Origin of the sequence: Nocardiopsis valliformis DSM 45023, from assembly GCF_000340985.1 — a bacterium.
Classification (GTDB): Bacteria; Actinomycetota; Actinomycetes; order Streptosporangiales; family Streptosporangiaceae; genus Nocardiopsis; species Nocardiopsis exhalans.
The window spans coordinates 290,855-310,735 of sequence record NZ_ANAZ01000013.1 but is presented as its reverse complement, the minus strand read 5'-3'; the positions used below and the strand labels follow the sequence as shown (position 1 = coordinate 310,735).

The window sequence follows — 19,881 nt, the reverse complement described above, 5'->3', positions numbered from 1 at the left end:
GGACTACCTCACTGCTTCACGGGGGCGAGAGCGTTCACGGGAAGCTGGTCCAGGCCCATGGAACGGGCGGTGGTGAGCAGTTTGTCGAGCTTGCCGGCCTCGGGGCCGCCCGCCGCGATGAGCTTGAGCAGCAGGGCGGAGACGGTGAGGTTCTTGACGTCCTCGCTGTCGGCCGAGGCCAGGATCCTCTTGATGTCCTCGGCGAAGTTGCCCTCGCCGCTCAGCCAGCCGCTGCCCAGCGCCTGCACGGTCTCGGAACCGTTGACGAAGCCGTCGACGGCCTTGCCCATGCCGATGGAGTTGACCATGCGGTCGAAGAAGGCGCCGTCGCCGCCGACGATGTTGATGTCGGCGCTCTCCAGACCGGCGGCCATGGCCGTGGCCTGGGCCTCGGCGATCTGACGGTTGACGTCGATCCCGGCCAGGCGGACCTCCTTCTCGGCCTCCAGGCGCAGGCGGTACTCCTCGTGCTCGCGGCTGACCTCGTCCAGGGCGGCCATGGCGGCGGCCTTGTCGGTCAGACCCGCGGCCTCGGCGCGCAGCTTCTTCTCCACGGCGTCGGCCTCGACCTGGGCCTTCTCGGCGGCCACGACGGCCTCGGCGCGGCCGAGCTTCTCGACGGCCTCGGCGTCCTGCTCGCGGACCTGGACCTCGGCCAGGCCGGCGGCGGCCGCCTCGGCCTGCAGGCCCTCCGCCAGGCGGATCTTGGCGCGGGTGTCCAGCTCGGCGGCCTGCTGGCGGGCCTCGGCGAGCGTGAGCTCCTCCTGGGCCTTGTGCTTGGCGGCGGCCTCGGCGGCCTCGGCGGCCTTGATGTCCTTGACCAGGTTCTCCTGGGCCTCGGCCTCGGCGTGGATGATGATGGACTGGCGCTGGCGCTCGGCCTCCTCGACCGTGCGCAGCTTCTTGATCGCCTCTTCCTGCTCGGCGACGGTGCGGTCGACGGCGATCCGTTCGCGGACGACGTCGGCGACCTCGCGCTTCTCGCCCTCGACCTCCTTGTCCTTGGCGATGCGGCTCAGCTCGGTCTCGCGCTCGCGGCCGATGACCTCCAGGAGGCGGTCCTTCTCGATGCGCTCGGTCTCGATGGCGATGACGCGCTCGCGGTTCTTCTCGGCGACCGCGATCTCACGCTGCTGGTTCTGGTGCTGGACGCCGAGCTGCTCGTTGGTGCGCAGGTTGGCGGTCTCGGCCTTGAGGCGCTCCTCGGCCTGGACACGGGCGGTCTCGGCCTCCTCCTGGGCGCGGATGATCTCGATCTCGCGCTTGGCCTTGGCGGTCGCCTCCTCGCGGCGCTTCTCCAGCTCGGCGAGGGTCTCGGCGGTCTCCGTGTTCTGGCGGTCGAGTTCCTTCTTGCGGTCGTTCTCGAACTCGTTGGTGCGCTTGTGCTCCTTGGCGGTGCGCTCCGTGATCTTCGAGATGCCCTGCGCGTCGAGGATGTTGTTGGCGTCGTGCTGGTGCAGCGGGGTCTGCTCCAGCTCGTCGATGGCGACGTCCTCGAGGATGTAGCCGTTGAGGTCGGTGCCGATCAGCGAGACGATCGCGTGGCGGAACTGCTCGCGGTGGGTGAACAGCTCCTCGAAGTCGAACTGCTTGCCGACCGTCTTGAGGGCCTCGGAGAACTTGGAGTTGAAGAGCTCCTGGAGGGTGTCCTGGTCACTGGCGCGCTCGGTGCCGATCGCCTTGGCGACCTTCTTGACGTCCTCGGCGGTCTCGTTGACCCGGACGTAGAAGAACACCTTGATGTCCGCGCGGATGTTGTCCTTGCAGGTCAGACCTTCGCGACCGCCCCGCTCCAGAGTCAGGCTCTTGAGCGAGATGTCCATGATCTCGGCCTTGTGCAGGACCGGGAGGACGATGGAGCCGGTGAAGGTGACGTGGACGTCCCGGACCTTGGAGATGATCAGGGCCTTGCCCTGCTCGACCTTGCGGAACAGTCTCGTCACCATCAGCAGGAGGGCGAGGAGGACGACGATACCGATGGCGAGGGCGACGCCGACGGTGATGAAGGCCGCGTCAGCCGCCTCCTGCCCGGTGGAAGGAGCACTCAGGAACACGTAGGGGTCTCTTTCTGCGCAGTGAACGGGGTCCGCTCGGCACCGCGGTGGGGTCGGCGGGTGGAGGGTCACCGGCCCGGAGGCGAGGAGCGTTCGTTGTGGGTTGTGACGCGCCCGGAGGGCGAACGGTTCCGAAACCGGACAAGATCATCCCTGCTCACCATGGGTGAGCTGGGATATGGCCGATGAGCGGGGTATTTCGGTCAGAGATGCCCAGGAATTACAGTCAGGCGGTTCTCGCCGGTCAGACAGTGCTTGCCGGTTAGGAGGGCCCGGGGTCGAGCGCGGCGTCGAAGGCGGTCACCAGGAAGACGTCGTCGCCCGGGCTGTGGTCGAAGATCAGCGCGGTGCTACCCAGGGGGAGGACCTCACCGCTGGTGGTGCGTACGGGGATGGAGATGGCGGCGCCGCCCGCGGTGGTGATCTCGGCCTGACCGAAGTCCTCGCGGGCCTCACCGATCCGGATCACGCAGGTGCGCCCGACCAGTTCGTGCTTGGAGTCGCCCCTGCGCTTGGGCAGGAAGCGCTGGAAGCCCATGACCACACCGCTGGTGACCGCCCACGCGGCGACCAGCGCGATCAGCAGGACCACGGCGCCGAGCGCGTACAGCATCGGCGTGGAGGTGGTCTCGATGAGGGTGGTCAAGATGCTTCCCATCATGCTCACGAACCAGGCCACACAGATCAGCATGGTCAGGGCGACGGTCACGGGAACCCTCCCGAGCCCCGCTTTGCTGAACACCGCGCTCAGCCCGGCCGCGTCACCGTCGGCGTCCACGCTGTCGAGCATCTCGGTGTCGGCCGCGCCGACGGTCACGAAGATCCAGTAGCCCAGCACGACGATGAGCATCGGCGTGAACAGGACCGTGGGGAACCCGAAGGCGGTACTCAGGAAAACACCCATCCCGCGCACCCACTCCTTCACGTCTTCGCCCCGCACCGGTGCCGGAACTCTACCGAACACCCCAGTTCAGCACGTTCTCCGGGGCGTGCCCTGACCGGTTGTGGCCACTGGTCGACGCCGCGAGCGGGAGCGCGGGGAGGGTGTTCGCTGAACAGGTGCCGCTCGGTCGGCTCACCGGTTCGACGCCCGTGAGGTGCCATGGGCCCTGTGCCACGAGGAGATCAGCGCGTGCTCAGAGAAACCGAAGAGGTCGGTGAACTCGCTCGTGACCAGGGTGCCCAGGTCGGTGAAGTCGCCCTCCACGACGACTGTCTCCCCGTCCGTCCGCCACCGGTGGACCCGGTGCATCCCCCGGCTGTCGAAGTGCGTGCGGGCAAGCGCCCCCGACTCGGACTTGCCCCGGCTCGCCCCCGCGGGCGGGAGGCGGAAGTCGACCTGCGCGTCCAGCAGTGACATGTAGCCTTCGATATCGCCCCGGTCGACGTAGTCGTAGAAGAGGAGAACGTGTTCCAGGCCGATCCTGGCCACCTGGTCGCTGCGTTGGCGCTGTCTTCCTTCGGTGTCCCGCACGGGGTGCCCCCTCTCGTGGTTGCCCTCTGGCCGTCTCCCCTCCCCTGAATGATCGTTCGGCGGCATGTTCATTTCTTATTTCCCGACTATCGTTGGTGCTTTATGGCCGAATGGTATTTCTTTATTTCCCAGATGATCTTGTGCTAAGTTTCGGGGTCCGCGCGGGTGTGAGTCGGGTGGTTCGGGGATCAGGTCGGTTGGCCATGAAAGGCGGGGTGCGTCTTGGGGGACCTGTTGTCGGAGAAAATCCTGTTCCGCGCTCTGGGGCCGCTTCTCGTCGAGAGTGCTTCCGGTCCCCTGGTGGTTCCTACGGGCCGGCAGCAGGCCGTGTTTTCCTCGCTGCTCCTGGAAGTCGGACACGTGGTTTCGACGCATTGCCTCCTCGACACCGTCTGGGAGCACGACCCGCCGGAAACCGCCCGTACCCAGGTGCAGATCTGTGTCTCCCGGCTGCGCCGCCTGATCGGTTCCACGGGGGCGGTCATCGAGACCAGGAGCCCCGGCTACGTGCTTCGTGCCCCCGAGGGGACGGTCGACTTCCAGCACCAGCGCCTGCTCGCGCGCAGGGCCGACGACCTGTTGGAGCGGGGCGAGGACGAGGAGGCGGTTCGGCTGCTGCGCCGCGCGGTCGGGCTGTGGCGCGGGCCCACTCTTGCCGGGGTGGACTACCGGGCGGTCCGCGTGAAGGCGGCAGAGCTGGACGAGGTGCGGGCGTCCCTGCTGGAGAAGGTGCTCGACGCCGAGCTCCGGCTGGGGCGGCACACCGAGACGGTGGCCGAGGCCGGTCGTCTGGTGGAGGAGTACCCGCTGCGCGAGGGGATGCGGGCCAACCTGATGTTGGCGCTGTACCGCTCCGGGCGGCAGGCGGAGGCCCTGGAGGTCCTCAGAGCCGGCCGTGAACTTCAGCAGAGGGAACTGGGCACATCCCTCGGGAAACGCCTGCGCTCGCTGGAGGAGGGAATTCTCGCGGGAGACCCCGCCCTGGCCGCGCCGGACCGGACCGCGCGTACCGCGGGGGCGGTGGCCACGGGATGGCGTTCCCCGGCCGGGAGAAACGCTGTCGAGAGCGCGGTGAGCGCCGGGGCCGGGAACACCGGTTCCGAGGGCACCACGCCGAACGCGACCGGTCCGGCACAGGTGTCCCCGAGCGGACCGGTACCGCTCCAACTGCCCCATGCGATCGCCGACTTCGTGGGGAGGGAGGAGGTCCTCGCGACGGTGCGAGCCGCCCTGGTCGGCGACAGCGCCACCGGAGTGGCGGTGCTGGTCGGCAGGCCCGGCGTGGGCAAGAGTTCCACTGCGGTGTGGGCGGCGCACCGACTCGCGGGGCGTGACTATCCCGATGGGCAGCTCTACTGCGACCTGCGGGGGACCGGGGGCGAACCGATGGATCCGGCGGACGTGCTCGGCCGGTTCCTGCGCGCTCTCGGGGTGGCCGCTCAGGACGTGCCGGACGACATCGACGAGCGGGCCTGCGTGTACCGGGGGCTGCTCGCCAACCGCAGGGTTCTGGTCGTGCTGGACGACGCGGCCGCCGAGGCGCAGGTGTTGCCGCTGCTGCCCGGGCACCGGCGCTGCGGTGTGATCGTCACGTCCCGTTCCCGGTTCACCGGCCTTCCCGGTGTCGTCCCGGCCGAGATGGAACCCCTGAGCGCCGACCAGTCCGTCCGGCTCCTGCGCCGGGTGCTCGGCGAGGACCGGGTGGCCCGGGAGGAGGGCGCGACGCACACGCTCGTTCGTATGGTCGGTCGGCTCCCCCTGGCGCTGCGCGTGGCCGCCGCCCGCCTGGCCGCCCGGCCGCACTGGCCGATCGCGTCCCTGGTGGAACGGTTGGCGGACGAGCGCAGCCGTTTGGATGAGTTGACTCACGGGGAACTCACGGTCCGGGCCAGCCTCTCGCTCACCTATGAGGGCCTCGGGGACGGGGAGATACGGGCCTTCGCCATACTCGGCATGGTTGCGGGGCCGACGATCCCGTCCTGGATGGTGGGGGCCGTGTTCGACGATCGCCGGACCCGGCCCTCCGATCTGGCCGAGCCGTTGGTCGACGCCTACGTGCTCGACGTCATCGGGCGGGACAGCGCCGGGGAGCCGGTCTACAGGTTTCCCGACCTGGTGCGGGCCTACGCTCGGGAGAAGCTGTACCAGGCACAGGACGAGTCGGCGCGGTCGCGTCTCCTGGAGCGGGTGACAGGTGTCTGGTCGTCCCTGGTTGAGGAGGCCGACCGGAGGACGGGCGGGAGCGGACCCAGCCGTCCCGGCGCCGCTCCCGCGTTTCCCGCACTGTGGAGCCCGCCGGATTCCCTGGTGGAACGCCTCTTGGCGGATCCGGTCGCCTGGTTCGAGCAGGAGCGCGCCAATCTGTTCCACGCGGTGGCCCAGACCGCGGGGGAAGGCCTGTTCCGGCAGTGCTGGCGGCTCGCAGCGGGGCTCTCCGAGTTCCTGCTCCGGCGCGGGGACACCGAGAGCCTGCGCGATGTCTACGAGAGCGCGCTGCCCCTGACCGAGGAAGCCCCCTGGGGTGGTGCGGCGCCCCGGGGTTCCGGGGCCGTCGAAGGGTCCGCGGGCGCTGGAAGGCCGGGCAGGGTGGCCGACCCCGGCCACGGGGACCTGCGGAACGTGCACGAGCGGGTCCTGGCGGTATTTACTGCACGGGGGGAGGAACAGGGGCGTGTGCTGGTCCTGCGCCACCTCTCCCATCTGGACGCCCGCGAAAGGGCACGGGAGCGGGAGCACGAAAGGGAAGGTGCTGTCGGATGGGTTTGAGGGGGTGCTCACCACTCCTCCCGAGTTCTGTCTCCGGGGTGGCCTGCAGTAGGCATCGGTTCCCCCAGTGGTCGGTTCCGTGATGTCGCGCGGCTGAGGGCCAAGGTAGGTGGCCGCGCTGTTCCCGTCCTATCCCTCCGCTATTTCCGCGTTGTTCGAGGGCGAAGTCGGTAGCCTTGGGTAGCTATAATTTCACGCGGAGTCGCTTTTTGATTTTCTGGCTCGGTGTATCAGAAGTCTGCCTGAGCTTTTCCGTGGAAGGGTGGCGGCGAAGTGTGTCCTGTCCGTCTCCCGGCTTGCGGGTTTCGTGTTCGGTGGAGTATTCATGAACGTGAAATATGCTGACAGATCATTCGTCTTCCTTTGGCGGTCCGCTGGTCTCCGCCTGTCGTATTCGGATTCCAGCGGGCGGTGCTGTCGCATGATGTACTTTTGTTCGCGGAAGACCAGGCTGGTTCGACTTTGAGTAGGTATGGGAACGTGGCCATCACTTCGGTCCAGAGGTTCAACGGTGATGAGGACATCGCCTTCCGCGTTCTGGGACCTCTGGAGGTCCGCGGTCCGGCCGGACTGGTCCGGGTGCCGTCCGGGCGCCAGCAGACCGTCCTCAGCGCGCTGCTGCTGGACCTCAACCGCGTGGTCGCCACCGACTACCTCGTCGACATCCTCTGGGCCCACCAGCCGCCCGAGACCGTCCGCACCCAGGTGCAGATCTGCGTGTCCCGCATCCGAGGGCTGCTCCAGCCCACCGGTGTCACCATCGAGACCCGATCCCCCGGATACCTGTTGTCGGCCGAGGCCCACACCGTGGACGCCCACGTGTTCCGGGCCCGTGCGCGGGAGGCGACCGACCTGATCCAGGAGGGTCGCCAGGAGGAGGCCGCGGCCGTGCTGCGTTCCTCCGTGGGCCTGTGGCGGGGGCCCGCCTTCAGCGGTATCACGGCGGACGGGCTCAGGGTCCGGGCCACGCACCTGGACGAGGAGCGCATGGCGGCCATCGAGTCCTATCTCGGGATCGAGCTGGCCCTGGGGCGACACAACCAACTGATCGGCGAGATCAACACCCTGGTCCAGGAGCACCCCCTGCGGGAGGGCCTGCGCGCCCAGTTGATGCTGGCCCTGTACCGGTCGGGGCGTCAGGCCGACGCCCTGGAGGCCTACCGGGCCGGTCGCGATCTCCTCATCGACGAACTGGGGCTCGAGCCCGGCACCGAACTGCGTGAGCTTGAGCAGCGCATCCTCGCGGCTGACGAATCCCTGCGGGTGGCCCCGCCCGCCGTGGCGGGGCGCGGCGCTGAAGGCGCCGGTGACTCCGAGGGACCGGGCGGACGGCCCGAACCGTCCGCGACCGCCGCGACCGCCATCACCCCTTTCCAGCTGCCCACGGACACCGCTGACTTCGTCGGACGCACGGAGACCGCGCGGGCCGCGGAGCGGACCCTGGTCGAGAACGACGGGAAGGTCGGTGTCCTCGTCCTGGTGGGGCGGCCCGGGGTGGGCAAGAGTGCCACCGCGGTCCACATCGCGCACCGGCTCGGTCCGGAACACTTCCCCGACGGTCAGCTCTACTGCGACTTGCGCGCCATCCGGGGCAACCCGCTCACACCGGCAGACGCGCTCGGCCGCTTCCTGCGCGCCCTGGGGGTCCCCGGCCAGGCCATCCCGGACGACACCGACGAGCGGGCTGCCATGTACCGGGGTCTTCTGGCCACCCGGCGGGTCCTGGTGGTCCTCGACGACGCGGCCTCGGAGACCCAGGTCCTCCCACTCGTTCCGGCGGGCCCCGGGTGCGGGGTCGTCATCACGTCCCGGACCAACCTCACCGGTATGCCGGGCGCGGCCCTCGTGCAGATGGAAACCCTCAGCGGTGACACCTCGCTGGAGCTGCTCGCACAGGTCCTCGGCGAGGAGCGGGTCGCCGCCGAGCCCGAGGCGGCCCGTGCCCTGGTCCGGTCGGTCGGCAGGCTGCCGCTGGCCCTGCGCATCGTGTCTGCTCGGCTGGCCGCCCGGCGGCACTGGTCGATCGCGTCGATGGTGGCGCGCCTGGCCGACGAGAGCCACCGGCTGGACGAGCTCGCCCACGGCGACATGACCGTGCGGGCCAGCCTGTCGATGACCTTCGACGGCTTGGAGCGCCCGGGCGCCCGGGCGTTCGGGCTTCTCGGGATGGTCGACGGCCCCACCATCCCGGTCTGGTCGGCGGCGGCCCTCCTGGATGACGGGCGCCCCTTCCCCTCGGACATCGTGGAACCCCTGGTCGACGCCCATCTGCTCGACATCGTCGGATCCGGTCTCAACGCCGAACCCGTCTACCGCTTCCACGACCTGGTCCGCGACTACTCCCGCGAACGGCTCCTCCAGACGGAGGACGACACTTCGCGCCGGCAGGCCCTCGAACGCCTCATGGGCGGCTGGCTGGCGCTCCTGGACGCGGCCAACCGGGGGCTCGTCGGCGGTGACTACCTCCTGGTCCGGGGGGAATCCGCGCGCTGGAACCCGCCGAGGTCCTACGTCGACCGGGTGACGGCGGACCCCTACGCCTGGCTGGAGGCGGAACGGACCAATCTGCTGCACATCGTTTCCCAAGCCGTGGAGGAGGGCCTGGCGAAACACAGCTGGGAACTGACGGTCGGCGTCTCCATGTTCCTCATGCGGCGCGGCTACATGACCGATATCGCCGACCTGCACGACCGGGTCGAGCCGTTGGTCCGGCGCAGCGGGGACCGGCTGGGGGCGGCGGCGATCACGGCTGACCTGGCCAACCTGCTGAAGAGCCGCTATGACGACGCCACCCGCCGTACCCGGCTGGAGTGGGTGCTGAGCGAGTACACGGAGCTCGGCGAGGTGCGCGGTGCGTCATCGGTCCGCATGCACCTCGCTTTCATGGACCACAACGCCGGAGACAACGACAGCGCCCTGCACGGCTGTGAGAACGCGTTGAAGGGTTTCACCTCGCTGGGTGACGCCGCCGGTCAGCGGCGCAGCCTGATGCTCTCGGGCTACCTGCGGGTACGCGCGGGGGATGCGGACGACGGCCTGCGTGAACTGGCGGAGGCGCTGGCCCTCGCCGAGACGTGTGGGGACGTGCGTGCGCAGGCCCAGGTACTGGAGCAGGTGGCTCTGGCCGACGTCTTCCTGGGCGACCTGGGCCGGGCCGAGGAACGCCTGAACACGGCACTCGACCTGGTCAGGGACCTGGTTGACCCGCTGGGGGAGGCGAAGATCCTCCTGGAACTGAGCCGTGTCCACCTGGCGCGAGGGCGGGTGGACACGGCTCGGGCGGGGTTGGAACGGATCCGGGAAATCGGGGAACAGCTGCGGTACGAACGCTGGATCCGGGTGGCGGACCTAGCACTGGCTGATATCTCCGAACAGAAGGCCTGATACCGGGTGTCTCACTCGTCGCCCCAGGGGTCGCTGTTGGGGCAGTTGGGGAGGACGTTGCCGGTGGCGCCGCAGATGCTCCCCACCACGTCGGGCAGGACGACCTTGCCGATGCCGGCCGGGAGCCCGTCCACAGCTGAGGCCGAGGCCGGGGCGGCGACCGCCGTGGAGAGCGCGACGGCGGTGGCGAGGGTGGCGACGACGGTGGCGACCTTCTTGACGATCCGCATGGAGAACTCCTGTGTGGGGAACCTGCTCCCGTTCTTTCGGGATGACCACATCCTGCGGCAGAAGCGTCGAAAAGGTTTATCGTCGAGCTATTCGCCGGATGTCCAGATCCGCGCGAGTTCCGATAGCCGCCGGGATGGTCGGGATAACGGAACGAAAAGCCCGAGGTGGCGCGGTGTCAGCGGCCCCGCCGACCGCGCCCGGGGCAGTCAGAATCGGCATCTTTGCAGCTCATGGCGGTATGTCCGACCTGTCTCGGGTCCGGGATAGGTCGGGGATAGCTGCCGGATGTCACCCGCGGCGAGGATCGGTACCAGTCGGAATCACGAACAGATCCCTTGGTCAGGTAACTACTGGTCGCCCTCGAACGCGGAGTGAATATGAACGACCTTCCCATGGTGCAGACCCTCGGAGAGTGCCGTGTCAACGGTCAGCCCGTCCGGCACCGCAGAGCCGTGGAGCTGTCCGCCGCACTCGTGCTCTCGGACGGAGCCGCTCCGCGCGACTGGCTCCTGTCCGTCCTCTTCGAAGGGGAGGCCTCGCCCTCCAGCCTTCCCACGCTGGCGATGAGGGCCCGCAAGCTCGGGCTCGAGGTCCAGTACGAACGCGAGATCGGCGCCTACCGGATCGACGAGGACGTCCGCTGCGACGTCGCGGAGTTCCTGTTCCTGCTCTCCCAGGGATACCTCGCCCAGGCCCTGGAGATGTACAAGGGGCCGTTCATGGCCCGGAGCACGAGCCCGTTCGCCGTCCAGACGCGGGCCCAGCTGGAGCGGCACATCGTGCGCTCGGTGGTCGAGTGCGACGACATCCGCCTGGTCGAGGCCGCGGACCGGGTGGTCACCTCCCCCGAACTCACCCGGGAGCTCGCGCGCAGGGGAGCTCAGCGAGTGGCCGCGCCCATGACGCGTCGCGCGGTGCCGGTGGCCGCGAAACCGGTGGGATAGGGCCCGCGACCAGGGCAATGGGCCAGCGCAAGAGTGCAGGGCGCAAGGGACATGGCGCAGCCGAACGGGCCCACGGGTGAGTACCGTGGGCCCGGGAGAAGCGGGAGAGGAAGCGCGCGCGAACCGGAAGAACGGAAAGTGCGCAAAGCACGGAAGGAACAGGCTCTGCACCCGGGTCAGGGAGCGCCCAGCATCAGCACGGAGGGGACGCGCTCAGGCAGGGCCAGGCGCAGCAGGTTGTAGCCGATGCCCGAAAGGCCGTACATCAGGCCGAGCGAGTCCTGGGTGTCCAGCGGGGCGATCCGCCAGCCGTGCGTGCGGCCGCGCGCGCACAGCGCCGCGACCGCACGGCGCAGCCGCAGGGCCGTCCCAGTGTCGTTCCTGCGTTCGGCCGCCGCCAGCAGGAACTCCAGGTTTCCCAGGTCGCCGTGGCACAGGCCGTTGTCCCCGGCCGAACGGAAGACACCGGACGAGGGCAGGTGCAGAGCGGTGAGCTCGCTCTCGATGACGGCGAGGTCCTCCGTCGCCGTGGACCGCACGGACGGGGCGGCCGAGGACTCCAGGAGGGCGATCCTCGACAGCCCGATGCCGGTGATCCCCCGGCACCAGGACGGATCCATGGCGGCGGTCCGCTCCAGCAGCCCGTGCTCGTGCCGCAGCAGCGCCTCCAGGGCCTCCTGGTAACGGGGAGCGGGGGCGGCGGAGTTCAGGCACAGCAGCGCGTGGACGACACCGGTCGTCCCGCTGGCCATCCCCGGCCGGAAACCGGAGAGTGGACCGGAGGCGGGACCTGCACCGGCCTTGGCCGGTCTTCGCGCGTCGAGCCGGTCCAGGCCGCCGAGCTGGTCCAGGAGCTTCGACGCCGCCTGCCGCGCCACGTCCAGGGCATCGGAACCGGGATGGACGGCGTGCACCGACAGCACGGCCAGCACCGTTCCGGCCAGGCCGCCGCCGAGCGCCTCGCGGGTGCTCTGGTCGATGCACCGGCGCAGGGCGGCCAGGCCGACCTCCATCACCCCGGGCCACTCCGGGGTGCCGTGGACCGCGTAAGCGTGCGCGAGGTGGTACACCGCCCCGCCGATCTGGCCGAGCAGTCCCGGATCGGGGGCCTCCGCACCCCCGTTCCCCGTCTGCTGGTCCACCGAACGGGCCATCTCCAGCACCTGGCGGGCGGTGCTCCGCGCGGAGCGCTCCCCGGCCCGGCCCGCGTCCCGGTCCCCGGTCACCTCGTGCAGCCGGCTCAGAAACATGCCCACACCCGCAGCGTCGGAGCAGAGCCCGAAGGAGTCCGGTGTGCTCCGGCCGAGGAGCCCGCGGGCGATCTCCAGGGAGGCGTTCAACGAATCCTCCACACCGGCGGGCGGATCGGTCAGGGCCAGCGTGCGTGCGTCGCCGGGGCGGGGCGTCTGTGGTTCGGCGGCGCGCCGCAGCGAGGTGACCCGGTCGCTCAGGTCGTGTCCGCTCAGGGAGAGCAGGCGCTGCCGCACGCTCTCCGCCGGGGGCTGGTCGAGGACGTCGGGCAGCAGGTGTCCCCGGCTGTCCTCCAGGTCCGTGGAGCCCGCGACACCGCTGAAGTGCGGCAGGTCGCCGTTGCGCAGGTCGGTCAGCTCGGAGGGGAGCAGGGCCTCCCAGGGTTGGTCGCCGTCCGCGCCCAGCGCCACCCTGGCCAGGGCCCGGTCCCGGTCCCGTCCGTCCCTGAGGAACTCCGGCCGGTCGCCCTCCGCCAGCAGTGCCGTGTACAGCGACTCCGGGTACAGGACCTGCCGCAGCTGCGCGGAGTCCAGGTGCCGCAGCGGGCCCTGTTCGGACAGCCAGGTGCTCCGGTCGCCGAAGAGGGAGCGGTAGGTGAGGACGAACCCTGCCTCGAAGGCCTCGCTGTGGTCGCTCGGGTCGAACTCGACCCCGTCCGCGTACGGGCGGTGCCGCCCGTCGTCGAGTTCGTCGTCGAGCCCGTCGAGTTCGTCGTCGGGGTCCTCATCGTCCTGCCCGTCGTCCCCCTCGTTCCCGGTGTCCGGGCCGCCGGACCCGCCGTCGCGGAGCTTCCCCTTCTCCGCACCGGGGGCCGCCGGCCGCTCCGGTCCGGTCCACGTCCCCCTGAGGATCGCCTCGGCGTCGACCAGCACCGGATGGGCCCCGGCGGCGATCACGTCCGCCTGGTCCGGGGCGCCGCCGCTCAGGGAGTGGGAGAGCGCGTGGACCGCGCCCAGCCGCCAGTAGAAGGCGTCCGCCTGCTCTGGCGGGCAGGGCAGGTGCTCGACGAACTCGGACCACCCGTGGTCCCCGCACCCCAGGACGCGGGGGGCTGTGATGCGGTGGGCGGGGCCCTGGTCGTTGAACCAGTCGACGATCCTGCCCCATGTCTCCTGCGCGTCGAGTGACCACGGCCGGTGGACGATCCGGGTGTCACCGAAGGAAGCCACGGCGGTTCGCAGGCCGCCGCGACGACGGTCGTACCCCGAACCGAAGTCGACCCCGGTGAGCTCGCCGAGGACGGACCCGCTCAGGGCGTCCAACCCGGCGAGGTCCGCGACGAGGTGTTCGGCGAACTCCGCGCGGGTCTGCGCCCAGCGGTGCAGGAGATCGTCAACGCGGTGCAGCAGCACGACGTACTCCGACCACAACTCACGCTGGAAGCCGTCCTCGGAGAGCATGCCCAGGTAGGCGAGGAAGCGCTCCTCGCTCTGGTCACCGCTGACCCGCCCGCTGATCTGGGCGACGTTCATCTCCATCATCATGGTCGAGGTCATCGCCAGGCTGAGCTCCTCCACCGGCCAATCGTGGGCGAGTAGGTGGGGCAGCCGCGCGATCCGGGTGTCGTGCCCGTGCATGGCGAGCTCCACCCTGGCGTGCAGGGCGCGCTGGTAGCCGTGGACCAGGTCCAGGGCTGGCCTGAGGAAACCCATGGAGTCGGCCCGGGCTAGATGGGTCTCCCGGTCGGATGCGGCCTCCCGGCCCAATGCCAGGTGCAGGTCGGCCCTGCGCACCCACTCCGGGGTTTCGGCCTCCGGGGCGGGTCCGTCGTTCTCGACGATCCCGCGGAAGTCCTCGGCGGCCAGGCCCAGGGCGGCCACGGCGCTGCGCACCCCGTCCCGGCCGAACTCGTCCACCCACCTCCGATAGGCGAGCGCGTCCGAGGGGGCGCCCGCGGCACGCGGGTGCGCGCGGGAGCTGAGGTCCAAGGCGTTGTGCCAGGGAAGCTCGGCCACCGTCCACGTATTTGCCATGGTGATCTCTCCTGCCCTTTCCCGGGCCCTCCCGGCGGGTTTTCCGACGTGGGGCCGCTTTTCTCCCCGGATCCTCGCCCCGGGACTTCACACCGGGCTCACGCGGTGCGGTCGGGGGATAGGTCCGGGATAACCGGGGGATCGCGGCCGCTGCGATGGTCAGGGTCCAGGACCGGTCCGGGTGCGAGACGGCCCCCGGGGGGAGGAGACGGACATGGCGGAGAGGATCGAGGTCGCGACACTGGGCCGGTGCACCGTCGGCGGGGCCGCGGTGGCGAGCCGTCGGGCGATCGAGCTGGCGGCACTGCTCGCGCTGCAGGGCGGTCGCGCCCAGCGGGACTGGGTGACAGTCAGCCTGTTCGAGACCGCTCCCGCGCCGTCGAGCCTGCCGACGCTGGCGATGCGGGCGCGCAAGGCCGGGATCCCGGTCGAGTACGAGCGCCTGCGCGGTTGCTACCGGCTGGAGAAGGGCGCGAGCTTCGACGTGGTCCGGGTGCTCAAGCTCCTGGACGAGGGCCGGGTGAGCCGGGCCCTGGACCTCTACACGGGGCCCTTCCTGCCTAAGAGCGGCAGCCCGTTCGCGGTGCGGACCCGCGCCAACCTGGAGGACCGCATCGTGCGGTCGGTGGTGGAATCGGGGGACGTCTCCCTGATGACCAGGGCGGACCGGCTGGTCAAGCATCCCGAACTGAGCGAGGAGCTGGTGCGCAGGGGCGCGGACACCGCCACGGTGTCGCTGAGCCGGACCTGGCTGTCGGTGCTCAAGGCCGTGGGCTGACCCGGGAACCTCTCAACCCGAGCCGAGCTCCGACACGAAGGGCACCAACAACGAAGACACGGTCAGGCCCCCGCCGGGGTCTGGCCGGCTTTTGGCCCCTGTCCTGGAACTGAAGCGCGGACCGGCCCCCTTCCCTTGCGGGAAACGCCTGAGTGAGCACCTCGGACAACCGTGGGGCGGACCTTCTGGGTGCTCTTCTCAGCGATCTCGGCACGTGGGCGGCCGGGTGCCCCGGCCTGCCGTGAGGCGGACCTTCCGGGCATCCCCGCCGGGTGTTCGCGCCTGTTGGTCAGTCGATGACGCGAGAGGCCGGGAAAGCGGTGGGGCAGCGGTAGACAGGGCTGCACGTGGGCTTCGGGTCGGCGGTGTGGGTGACGGTGCCTCCCCTCCTTCTGAAAACCACCTTCCCCGGTGCTCTTCGCGTGTCCTTCACACGGTTCGCGCTATCTGTGAGAGACCAGGCTGCCGGGCGGACCGCCGCCGAGAGGTCTCGGCCGTCAGCGGCGGGTCTGTCCGGATGCGGCCACGCGAGGAGACCCCGCCCCTGGGTGAACGGCCTTGAACAGGGTGAAAAGGCCGCCCGAGTGCGGCCTACGCCGGCAGGGTTCCGGACCGTAGGAGTTCCGTGACCCGGAGTTGACCCGTTCCAGGGAGCCTTGACCGGGCCATACCGGCCCACTCCTCGTGAAAGGGACACCCCCCGAGTGAACAGCGCACCCTCCGACCGGGCGAACCCCGGGAAAAAGGCGAAACCACCGATGGGGCGGGACTTCAACCGCTTCTGGGCGGGCAGCCTGTCCAGCAACCTCGCCGACGGGATGATGCTCGTCGCGTTGCCCCTGGTGGCGGCGATGCTCACCAACGACCCCCTGCTGGTGGCAGGGCTGACGATGGTCCGCTTCCTGCCCTGGCTGATGATCGGCCTCTTCGCCGGTGTGGTGGTGGACCGGGTCGACCGGGTGCGCCTGATGGTTCTGACCAACCTCGGCCGGGGCGGCGCGCTCGTCGTCCTCTCCCTGCTGATCTTCACCGGGCACGCCTCGATCTGGGTGCTGTACGCGGTGATGTTCACGGTCATGGTCTGCGAGGTGTTCTACGACCTCGCGGGCCGGGCGATGCTGCCGGACATCGCCCCGGCCGGGGCGATCGACCGGGCCAACAGCCGACTGGTCGGCGGGCAGACGGTCATGCAGCAGTTCGCGGGCGGTCCCATCGCTGGTTTCCTGTTCGCGGTGGCGGCGTTCCTGCCCCTGGCGGTCAACGCCGGGGCCTACGTCCTGGGCGCGCTGGTCCTGCTCGGCCTGCCGCTGGCGGTGCGCCGACCCAAGCGTCCGGAGGGCGAGGCGGCGGGTGCGGCGGAGGAGAAGCCCGAAAGCGGCCCGGTGCATTCGGTCCTCGCCGACGTGCGGGAGGGACTGGTCTTCGTCTTCCGCGGGAGCTCCCTCGGTCCGATTATGGGTTTCAACATGGTCGTGAACATGGCGTTCATGGCCCAGTCCGCGGTGCTGGTGCTCCTGGTGCGGGAGCATTTCGGGGTTCCCACCGTCCTCTACGGCGTCTTCATCGGCACCTCCGCGGTGGGCGCGCTCCTGGGCGCGTCCACGGTGGGCCTGATCGTGGCCCGGTTCGGCCGTTTCCGGACGGAGCTGGTGCTCTTCACCCTGGCCGGATGCGCCTGTCTGCTCTTCGGGCTGGCCCCGAACGCGTACGTTGCGGCCGCGGCCTGGATGGTGATCGGCTACGTCATGACCTCGTCGAACATCGTGCTGATCGGCGCCATCCAGCTGATCGTGCCCGGTATCCAGATGGGCCGGGTGATGGCGTGCGTCCAGATGTTCGGTGCGGGCTTCGGGGTGTTCGGCGCGCTGCTGGGCGGTCTGCTCGGCCGGGTCGAGCTGTACTACGTGCCGGTGGCCGCCGGGGCGGCCGTCCTGGTCGGTCTGCTCCTGTCCGCCCGGGCGCTGAGCAGGGTCATCGGCCAGGCCGACGAGGTCGAGGCCGAACAGGTGGCCGAGGCGGAGCGGGCCGCGCGGGAGACGGACGCCGAGCGTGCCGCCAAGGGCCGGGAAAAAGCTCCTGACCAGGGTGAACGGGGAGAGGATTCGGGGCAGGGAGAGGGGCGGAAGGAACCGTAGAAAAACTTCGGGAAGGGTGTCGATCCGGCGTCGACCCGTTCGACGTACGGGTGAGAGCGGGGAGAAGCCCCGCCGCGCACCTGGAAGAGGAAACCATGCGTTACCTGATGTCGATCATGAGCACCCCCGAGACCGAGGCCCGGGACTGGGAGCCCGCACCCGAGGTCTACGAGGTGATGGGCGCCTACAACGAGGAGATGGCCAAGGCCGGGGTCCTGCTCACCGGGGAGGGGCTCACACCCACCGCCGAGGGCACCGAGGTGATCTTCCGCGACGGTGAGGCCACGGTCGTCGACGGCCCCTTCACCGAGGCCAAGGAGTTCATCGCCGGGTACTGGGTCATCCAGGTGTCCTCGCACGCCGAGGCCGTGGAGTGGGCCAAGCGGTGCCCGCACCCGCCCAAGGGCGACCCGACCGAGATGAAGCTCCAGCTGCGCCGGATCGGTGAGATAGAGGACATGGAGGGCATGTCCGAGGAGCTCAAGGAGCGCGAGTGGAACCTGCGCGCCCAGCAGGAGAACCTCAACAGCTGAGCCGTGGCCCTGAACCCTGTTGCGTGGTGTGGCCCGTGGTGCTGAGATGGTGCCGTGGGCCACACCGGTGTCGAAGGCGAGGTGGAGGCGGTCTGGCGCATCGAGTCGGCCCGCCTGGTCGCCGCACTCACCAGGATGGTCGGCGACGTCGGACTCGCCGAGGAGTTCGCCCAGGACGCCCTGGTCAGCGCCCTGGAGAAGTGGCCCGAAGAGGGTGTCCCCCGCAAACCCGGTGCCTGGCTGACCACCGTCGCCCGGCGCCGCGTCCTCGACCGCTGGCGGCGCGACGAACGCTTCCGGCTGCGCATGGTCGAGCTGGGCCGCGAGATCGCCGAACGCGACGGGCAGGCCGAGTTCGACGCCGTCCTGGAAGAGGACTACGGCGACGACCTGCTCAAACTCATGTTCGTCTGCTGCCACCCGGTACTGTCCACCCGGGCGCGGGTGGCGCTCACCCTGCGGCTGCTCGGCGGGCTGACCACCGACGAGATCGCCCGCGCCTTCCTCGTACCCGAGTCCACCGTGGCCCAGCGCGTGGTGCGGGCCAAGCGCAGACTCGCCGACGAGGGCGTCCGCTTCGAGGTCCCGGTCGGGCCGGACCGCGACGCTCGCCTCCGTGACGTGCTCGAAGTCCTCTACCTGGTGTTCAACGAGGGGTACACGGCGACCTCGGGGGAGCGCTGGCTGCGCCCCGAACTCAGCGAGGAGGCCATGCGCCTGGGCCGGGTGCTCGCCGAACTGCTCCCCGAGGAACCCGAGGTGCACGGGCTGCTTGCCCTGATGGAGCTCCAGGCCTCCCGCTTCCGCGCCAGGGTCGGCCCCGACGGTGAACCGGTCCCCCTCGCCGAACAGGACCGCTCTCGTTGGGACCGCCTGCTCATCAACCGCGGCCTGGCCGGGCTGCGCCGCTCCCTGCCCTCCGATCCCGCCCGACCCCGCGGCGTCTACTCCCTCCAGGCCGGAATCGCCGCCAAACACGCGGTGGCCGTCCGGCCCGAGGACACCGACTGGCACGGGATCGCCGCACTCTACGAGGCCTTGGTCCGGCGGACCGGGTCCCCCGTGATCGAACTCAACCGGGCGGTGGCCGTCTCCATGGCACTCGGACCGGATGCGGCTCTGGGCATCGTCGATGCCCTGCGCGGAGCCAAGGCCCTGAACGACTACCACCTGCTCCCGGCGGTCCGAGCGGACCTGCTCGAACGGCTCGGCCGCACCGAGGAGGCCCGGGCCGAGTACGAACGCGCCGCCGAACTCACCCGCAACCAACGCGAACGCGCCCTTCTGCTGGAACGGGCGCGGCGCTGAGTTCTGCTGTCAGCAGTCAGCTCTGGTGCCCGGGGTTTCCCGGGCACCAGACTGACCGCATGACAAGACTTCTGGTTCTGGGCGGTACCGAGTTCGTGGGACGTGCGGTCGTGGAGGAGGCGATTGCCCGAGGCTGGGACGTCACCGTCTTCCACCGGGGGAAGCATGAAGCCCCTGCCGGTGCGGAGGTCCTGCACGGCGACCGCACCGAGCCCGGGGGGCTCGCCGCGCTGGCGGCGGGGGAGTGGGACCACGCCGTCGACACCTGGTCGGACGCGCCTTCGGTGGTGGCCGATGCGGCTCGCTTGCTCTCCGGCCGGGTCGGCCACTACGCCTATATCTCCAGCCGATCCGTCCACGGAGTGCCCAGCGCCCCCGGCGCGGACGAGGACGCCCCGGTGGTGGAGTCGTCGATCGATGACGACGGCACCGACTACGCGCGGGCCAAGCGCGGCGGTGAGCTGGCTGCCGAGGGGGTCTTCGGCGACCGGGCGCTGTTCGTGCGAGCGGGGCTCATCCTGGGCCCGTACGAGAACGTGGGGCGGTTGCCCTGGTGGCTCAACCGCATCGCCGAGGGCGGACCGGTCCTGGCCCCGGGCCCGCGCGACCTGCCGTTGCAGTACGTCGACGCCCGCGACCTGGCCGCGTGGACCCTCGACGCTGCGGAGAAGGGTTTGGCCGGTCCCTACAACATGGTCAGCCCGAGTGGCCACGCCACCATGGAGAGCTTTCTGACGGCGTGCAAGGAGGCCACTGGTTCCGACGCCGAGTTCCGCTGGACATCTCCCGAAGCGATTGAGGAAGCCGGGATCGCCCCGTGGCGGGAGCTCCCGGTCTGGCTGCCGCCGGGCGAGCTGCACGAGACCCTGCACCAGGGGAACGTCGAGCGCGCCCTCGCCACCGGACTGCGGTGCCGACCGGTGACGGAGACCGTGGCTGACACCTGGGCCTGGCTGCGCTCCATCGGAGGGGACGCGGATCAGCGGCCGGACCGCCCCCGCGTCGGCCTGGCCCCCGAGGTCGAGGCCCGAGTCCTGGGCCTGTAGGGCG

Annotated in this window: 13 protein-coding genes; 8 read left to right on the top strand and 5 right to left on the bottom strand. The window is 70.2% G+C overall.

Going from position 1 to position 19,881, the window contains the following annotated elements:
* Positions 1-8 precede the first annotated feature (8 nt).
* The 3 genes from D457_RS0115135 to D457_RS32600 form a co-directional block, all read right to left on the bottom strand.
* On the bottom strand, positions 9-2,054 hold the full coding sequence (locus tag D457_RS0115135) for a flotillin family protein (protein WP_017581513.1): 2,046 nt from the start codon (positions 2,052-2,054) through the stop codon (positions 9-11).
* Between the two features lie 262 nt (positions 2,055-2,316).
* Complete coding sequence (locus tag D457_RS0115130; RefSeq protein ID WP_026116673.1) at positions 2,317-2,958, bottom strand: OB-fold-containig protein; 642 nt, start codon at positions 2,956-2,958, stop codon at positions 2,317-2,319.
* 171 nt (positions 2,959-3,129) lie between these two features.
* Positions 3,130-3,528 (bottom strand): nuclear transport factor 2 family protein, encoded by a 399-nt coding sequence (locus D457_RS32600; protein ID WP_239646113.1) that lies wholly within the window; start codon positions 3,526-3,528, stop codon positions 3,130-3,132.
* A 222-nt stretch (positions 3,529-3,750) separates the two neighbouring features.
* Here D457_RS32600 and D457_RS0115120 point away from each other — a divergent pair, with 222 nt between their 5' ends.
* Both D457_RS0115120 and D457_RS0115115 read left to right on the top strand, forming a co-directional pair.
* Positions 3,751-6,294, top strand: coding sequence for an AfsR/SARP family transcriptional regulator (locus D457_RS0115120; RefSeq protein ID WP_017581510.1), 2,544 nt, complete (start codon positions 3,751-3,753; stop codon positions 6,292-6,294).
* Between the two features lie 480 nt (positions 6,295-6,774).
* Positions 6,775-9,678 (top strand): AfsR/SARP family transcriptional regulator, encoded by a 2,904-nt coding sequence (locus D457_RS0115115; RefSeq protein ID WP_017581509.1) that lies wholly within the window; start codon positions 6,775-6,777, stop codon positions 9,676-9,678.
* A gap of 11 nt (positions 9,679-9,689) precedes the next feature.
* Here D457_RS0115115 and D457_RS0115110 read toward each other — a convergent pair whose 3' ends face one another.
* Positions 9,690-9,908: a hypothetical protein gene (locus D457_RS0115110; RefSeq protein WP_017581508.1), complete on the bottom strand. Its 219-nt coding sequence runs from the start codon at positions 9,906-9,908 to the stop codon at positions 9,690-9,692.
* Positions 9,909-10,286: 378 nt separating this feature from the next.
* On the opposite strand from D457_RS0115110, the gene D457_RS0115105 reads away from it, so the two are divergent.
* Positions 10,287-10,853 carry a hypothetical protein gene (locus D457_RS0115105; RefSeq protein ID WP_017581507.1) on the top strand — a complete coding sequence of 189 codons (567 nt, stop codon included), beginning with the start codon at positions 10,287-10,289 and terminating at the stop codon, positions 10,851-10,853.
* A 176-nt stretch (positions 10,854-11,029) separates the two neighbouring features.
* Here the strand turns inward: D457_RS0115105 and D457_RS0115100 are convergent, their stop codons facing one another.
* The gene (locus tag D457_RS0115100) at positions 11,030-14,077 is read right to left on the bottom strand and encodes a type 2 lanthipeptide synthetase LanM family protein (protein ID WP_239646111.1); all 3,048 of its coding nucleotides are present in this window, start codon (positions 14,075-14,077) and stop codon (positions 11,030-11,032) included.
* Between the two features lie 214 nt (positions 14,078-14,291).
* Between D457_RS0115100 and D457_RS0115095 the strand changes: the two genes are divergently transcribed.
* The 5 genes from D457_RS0115095 (at position 14,292) to D457_RS0115075 (ending at position 19,877) form a co-directional block, all read left to right on the top strand.
* Complete coding sequence (locus D457_RS0115095) at positions 14,292-14,855, top strand: hypothetical protein (protein ID WP_017581505.1); 564 nt, start codon at positions 14,292-14,294, stop codon at positions 14,853-14,855.
* A 758-nt stretch (positions 14,856-15,613) separates the two neighbouring features.
* Positions 15,614-16,990, top strand: a complete 1,377-nt coding sequence (locus D457_RS0115090; RefSeq protein ID WP_017581504.1) for an MFS transporter — start codon at positions 15,614-15,616, stop codon at positions 16,988-16,990.
* A 95-nt stretch (positions 16,991-17,085) separates the two neighbouring features.
* Positions 17,086-17,523 carry a YciI family protein gene (locus D457_RS0115085; protein WP_017581503.1) on the top strand — a complete coding sequence of 146 codons (438 nt, stop codon included), beginning with the start codon at positions 17,086-17,088 and terminating at the stop codon, positions 17,521-17,523.
* A gap of 54 nt (positions 17,524-17,577) precedes the next feature.
* Positions 17,578-18,831: an RNA polymerase sigma factor gene (locus tag D457_RS0115080; protein ID WP_017581502.1), complete on the top strand. Its 1,254-nt coding sequence runs from the start codon at positions 17,578-17,580 to the stop codon at positions 18,829-18,831.
* A gap of 59 nt (positions 18,832-18,890) precedes the next feature.
* Positions 18,891-19,877 carry an NAD-dependent epimerase/dehydratase family protein gene (locus D457_RS0115075; RefSeq protein ID WP_017581501.1) on the top strand — a complete coding sequence of 329 codons (987 nt, stop codon included), beginning with the start codon at positions 18,891-18,893 and terminating at the stop codon, positions 19,875-19,877.
* Positions 19,878-19,881 lie beyond the last annotated feature (4 nt).

Bases quoted from the DNA above. Each gene is read 5' to 3' on its own strand.
- D457_RS0115075 (WP_017581501.1), top strand. From the start codon at position 18,891: ATGACAAGACTTCTGGTTCTGGGCGGTACCGAGTTCGTGGGACGTGCG.
- D457_RS0115085 (WP_017581503.1), top strand. From the start codon at position 17,086: ATGCGTTACCTGATGTCGATCATGAGCACCCCCGAGACCGAGGCCCGG.
- D457_RS0115095 (WP_017581505.1), top strand. From the start codon at position 14,292: ATGGCGGAGAGGATCGAGGTCGCGACACTGGGCCGGTGCACCGTCGGC.
- D457_RS0115110 (WP_017581508.1), bottom strand. From the start codon at position 9,908: ATGCGGATCGTCAAGAAGGTCGCCACCGTCGTCGCCACCCTCGCCACC.
- D457_RS0115105 (WP_017581507.1), top strand. From the start codon at position 10,287: ATGAACGACCTTCCCATGGTGCAGACCCTCGGAGAGTGCCGTGTCAAC.
- D457_RS0115130 (WP_026116673.1), bottom strand. From the start codon at position 2,958: ATGGGTGTTTTCCTGAGTACCGCCTTCGGGTTCCCCACGGTCCTGTTC.
- D457_RS0115100 (WP_239646111.1), bottom strand. From the start codon at position 14,077: ATGGCAAATACGTGGACGGTGGCCGAGCTTCCCTGGCACAACGCCTTG.
- D457_RS0115090 (WP_017581504.1), top strand. From the start codon at position 15,614: ATGGGGCGGGACTTCAACCGCTTCTGGGCGGGCAGCCTGTCCAGCAAC.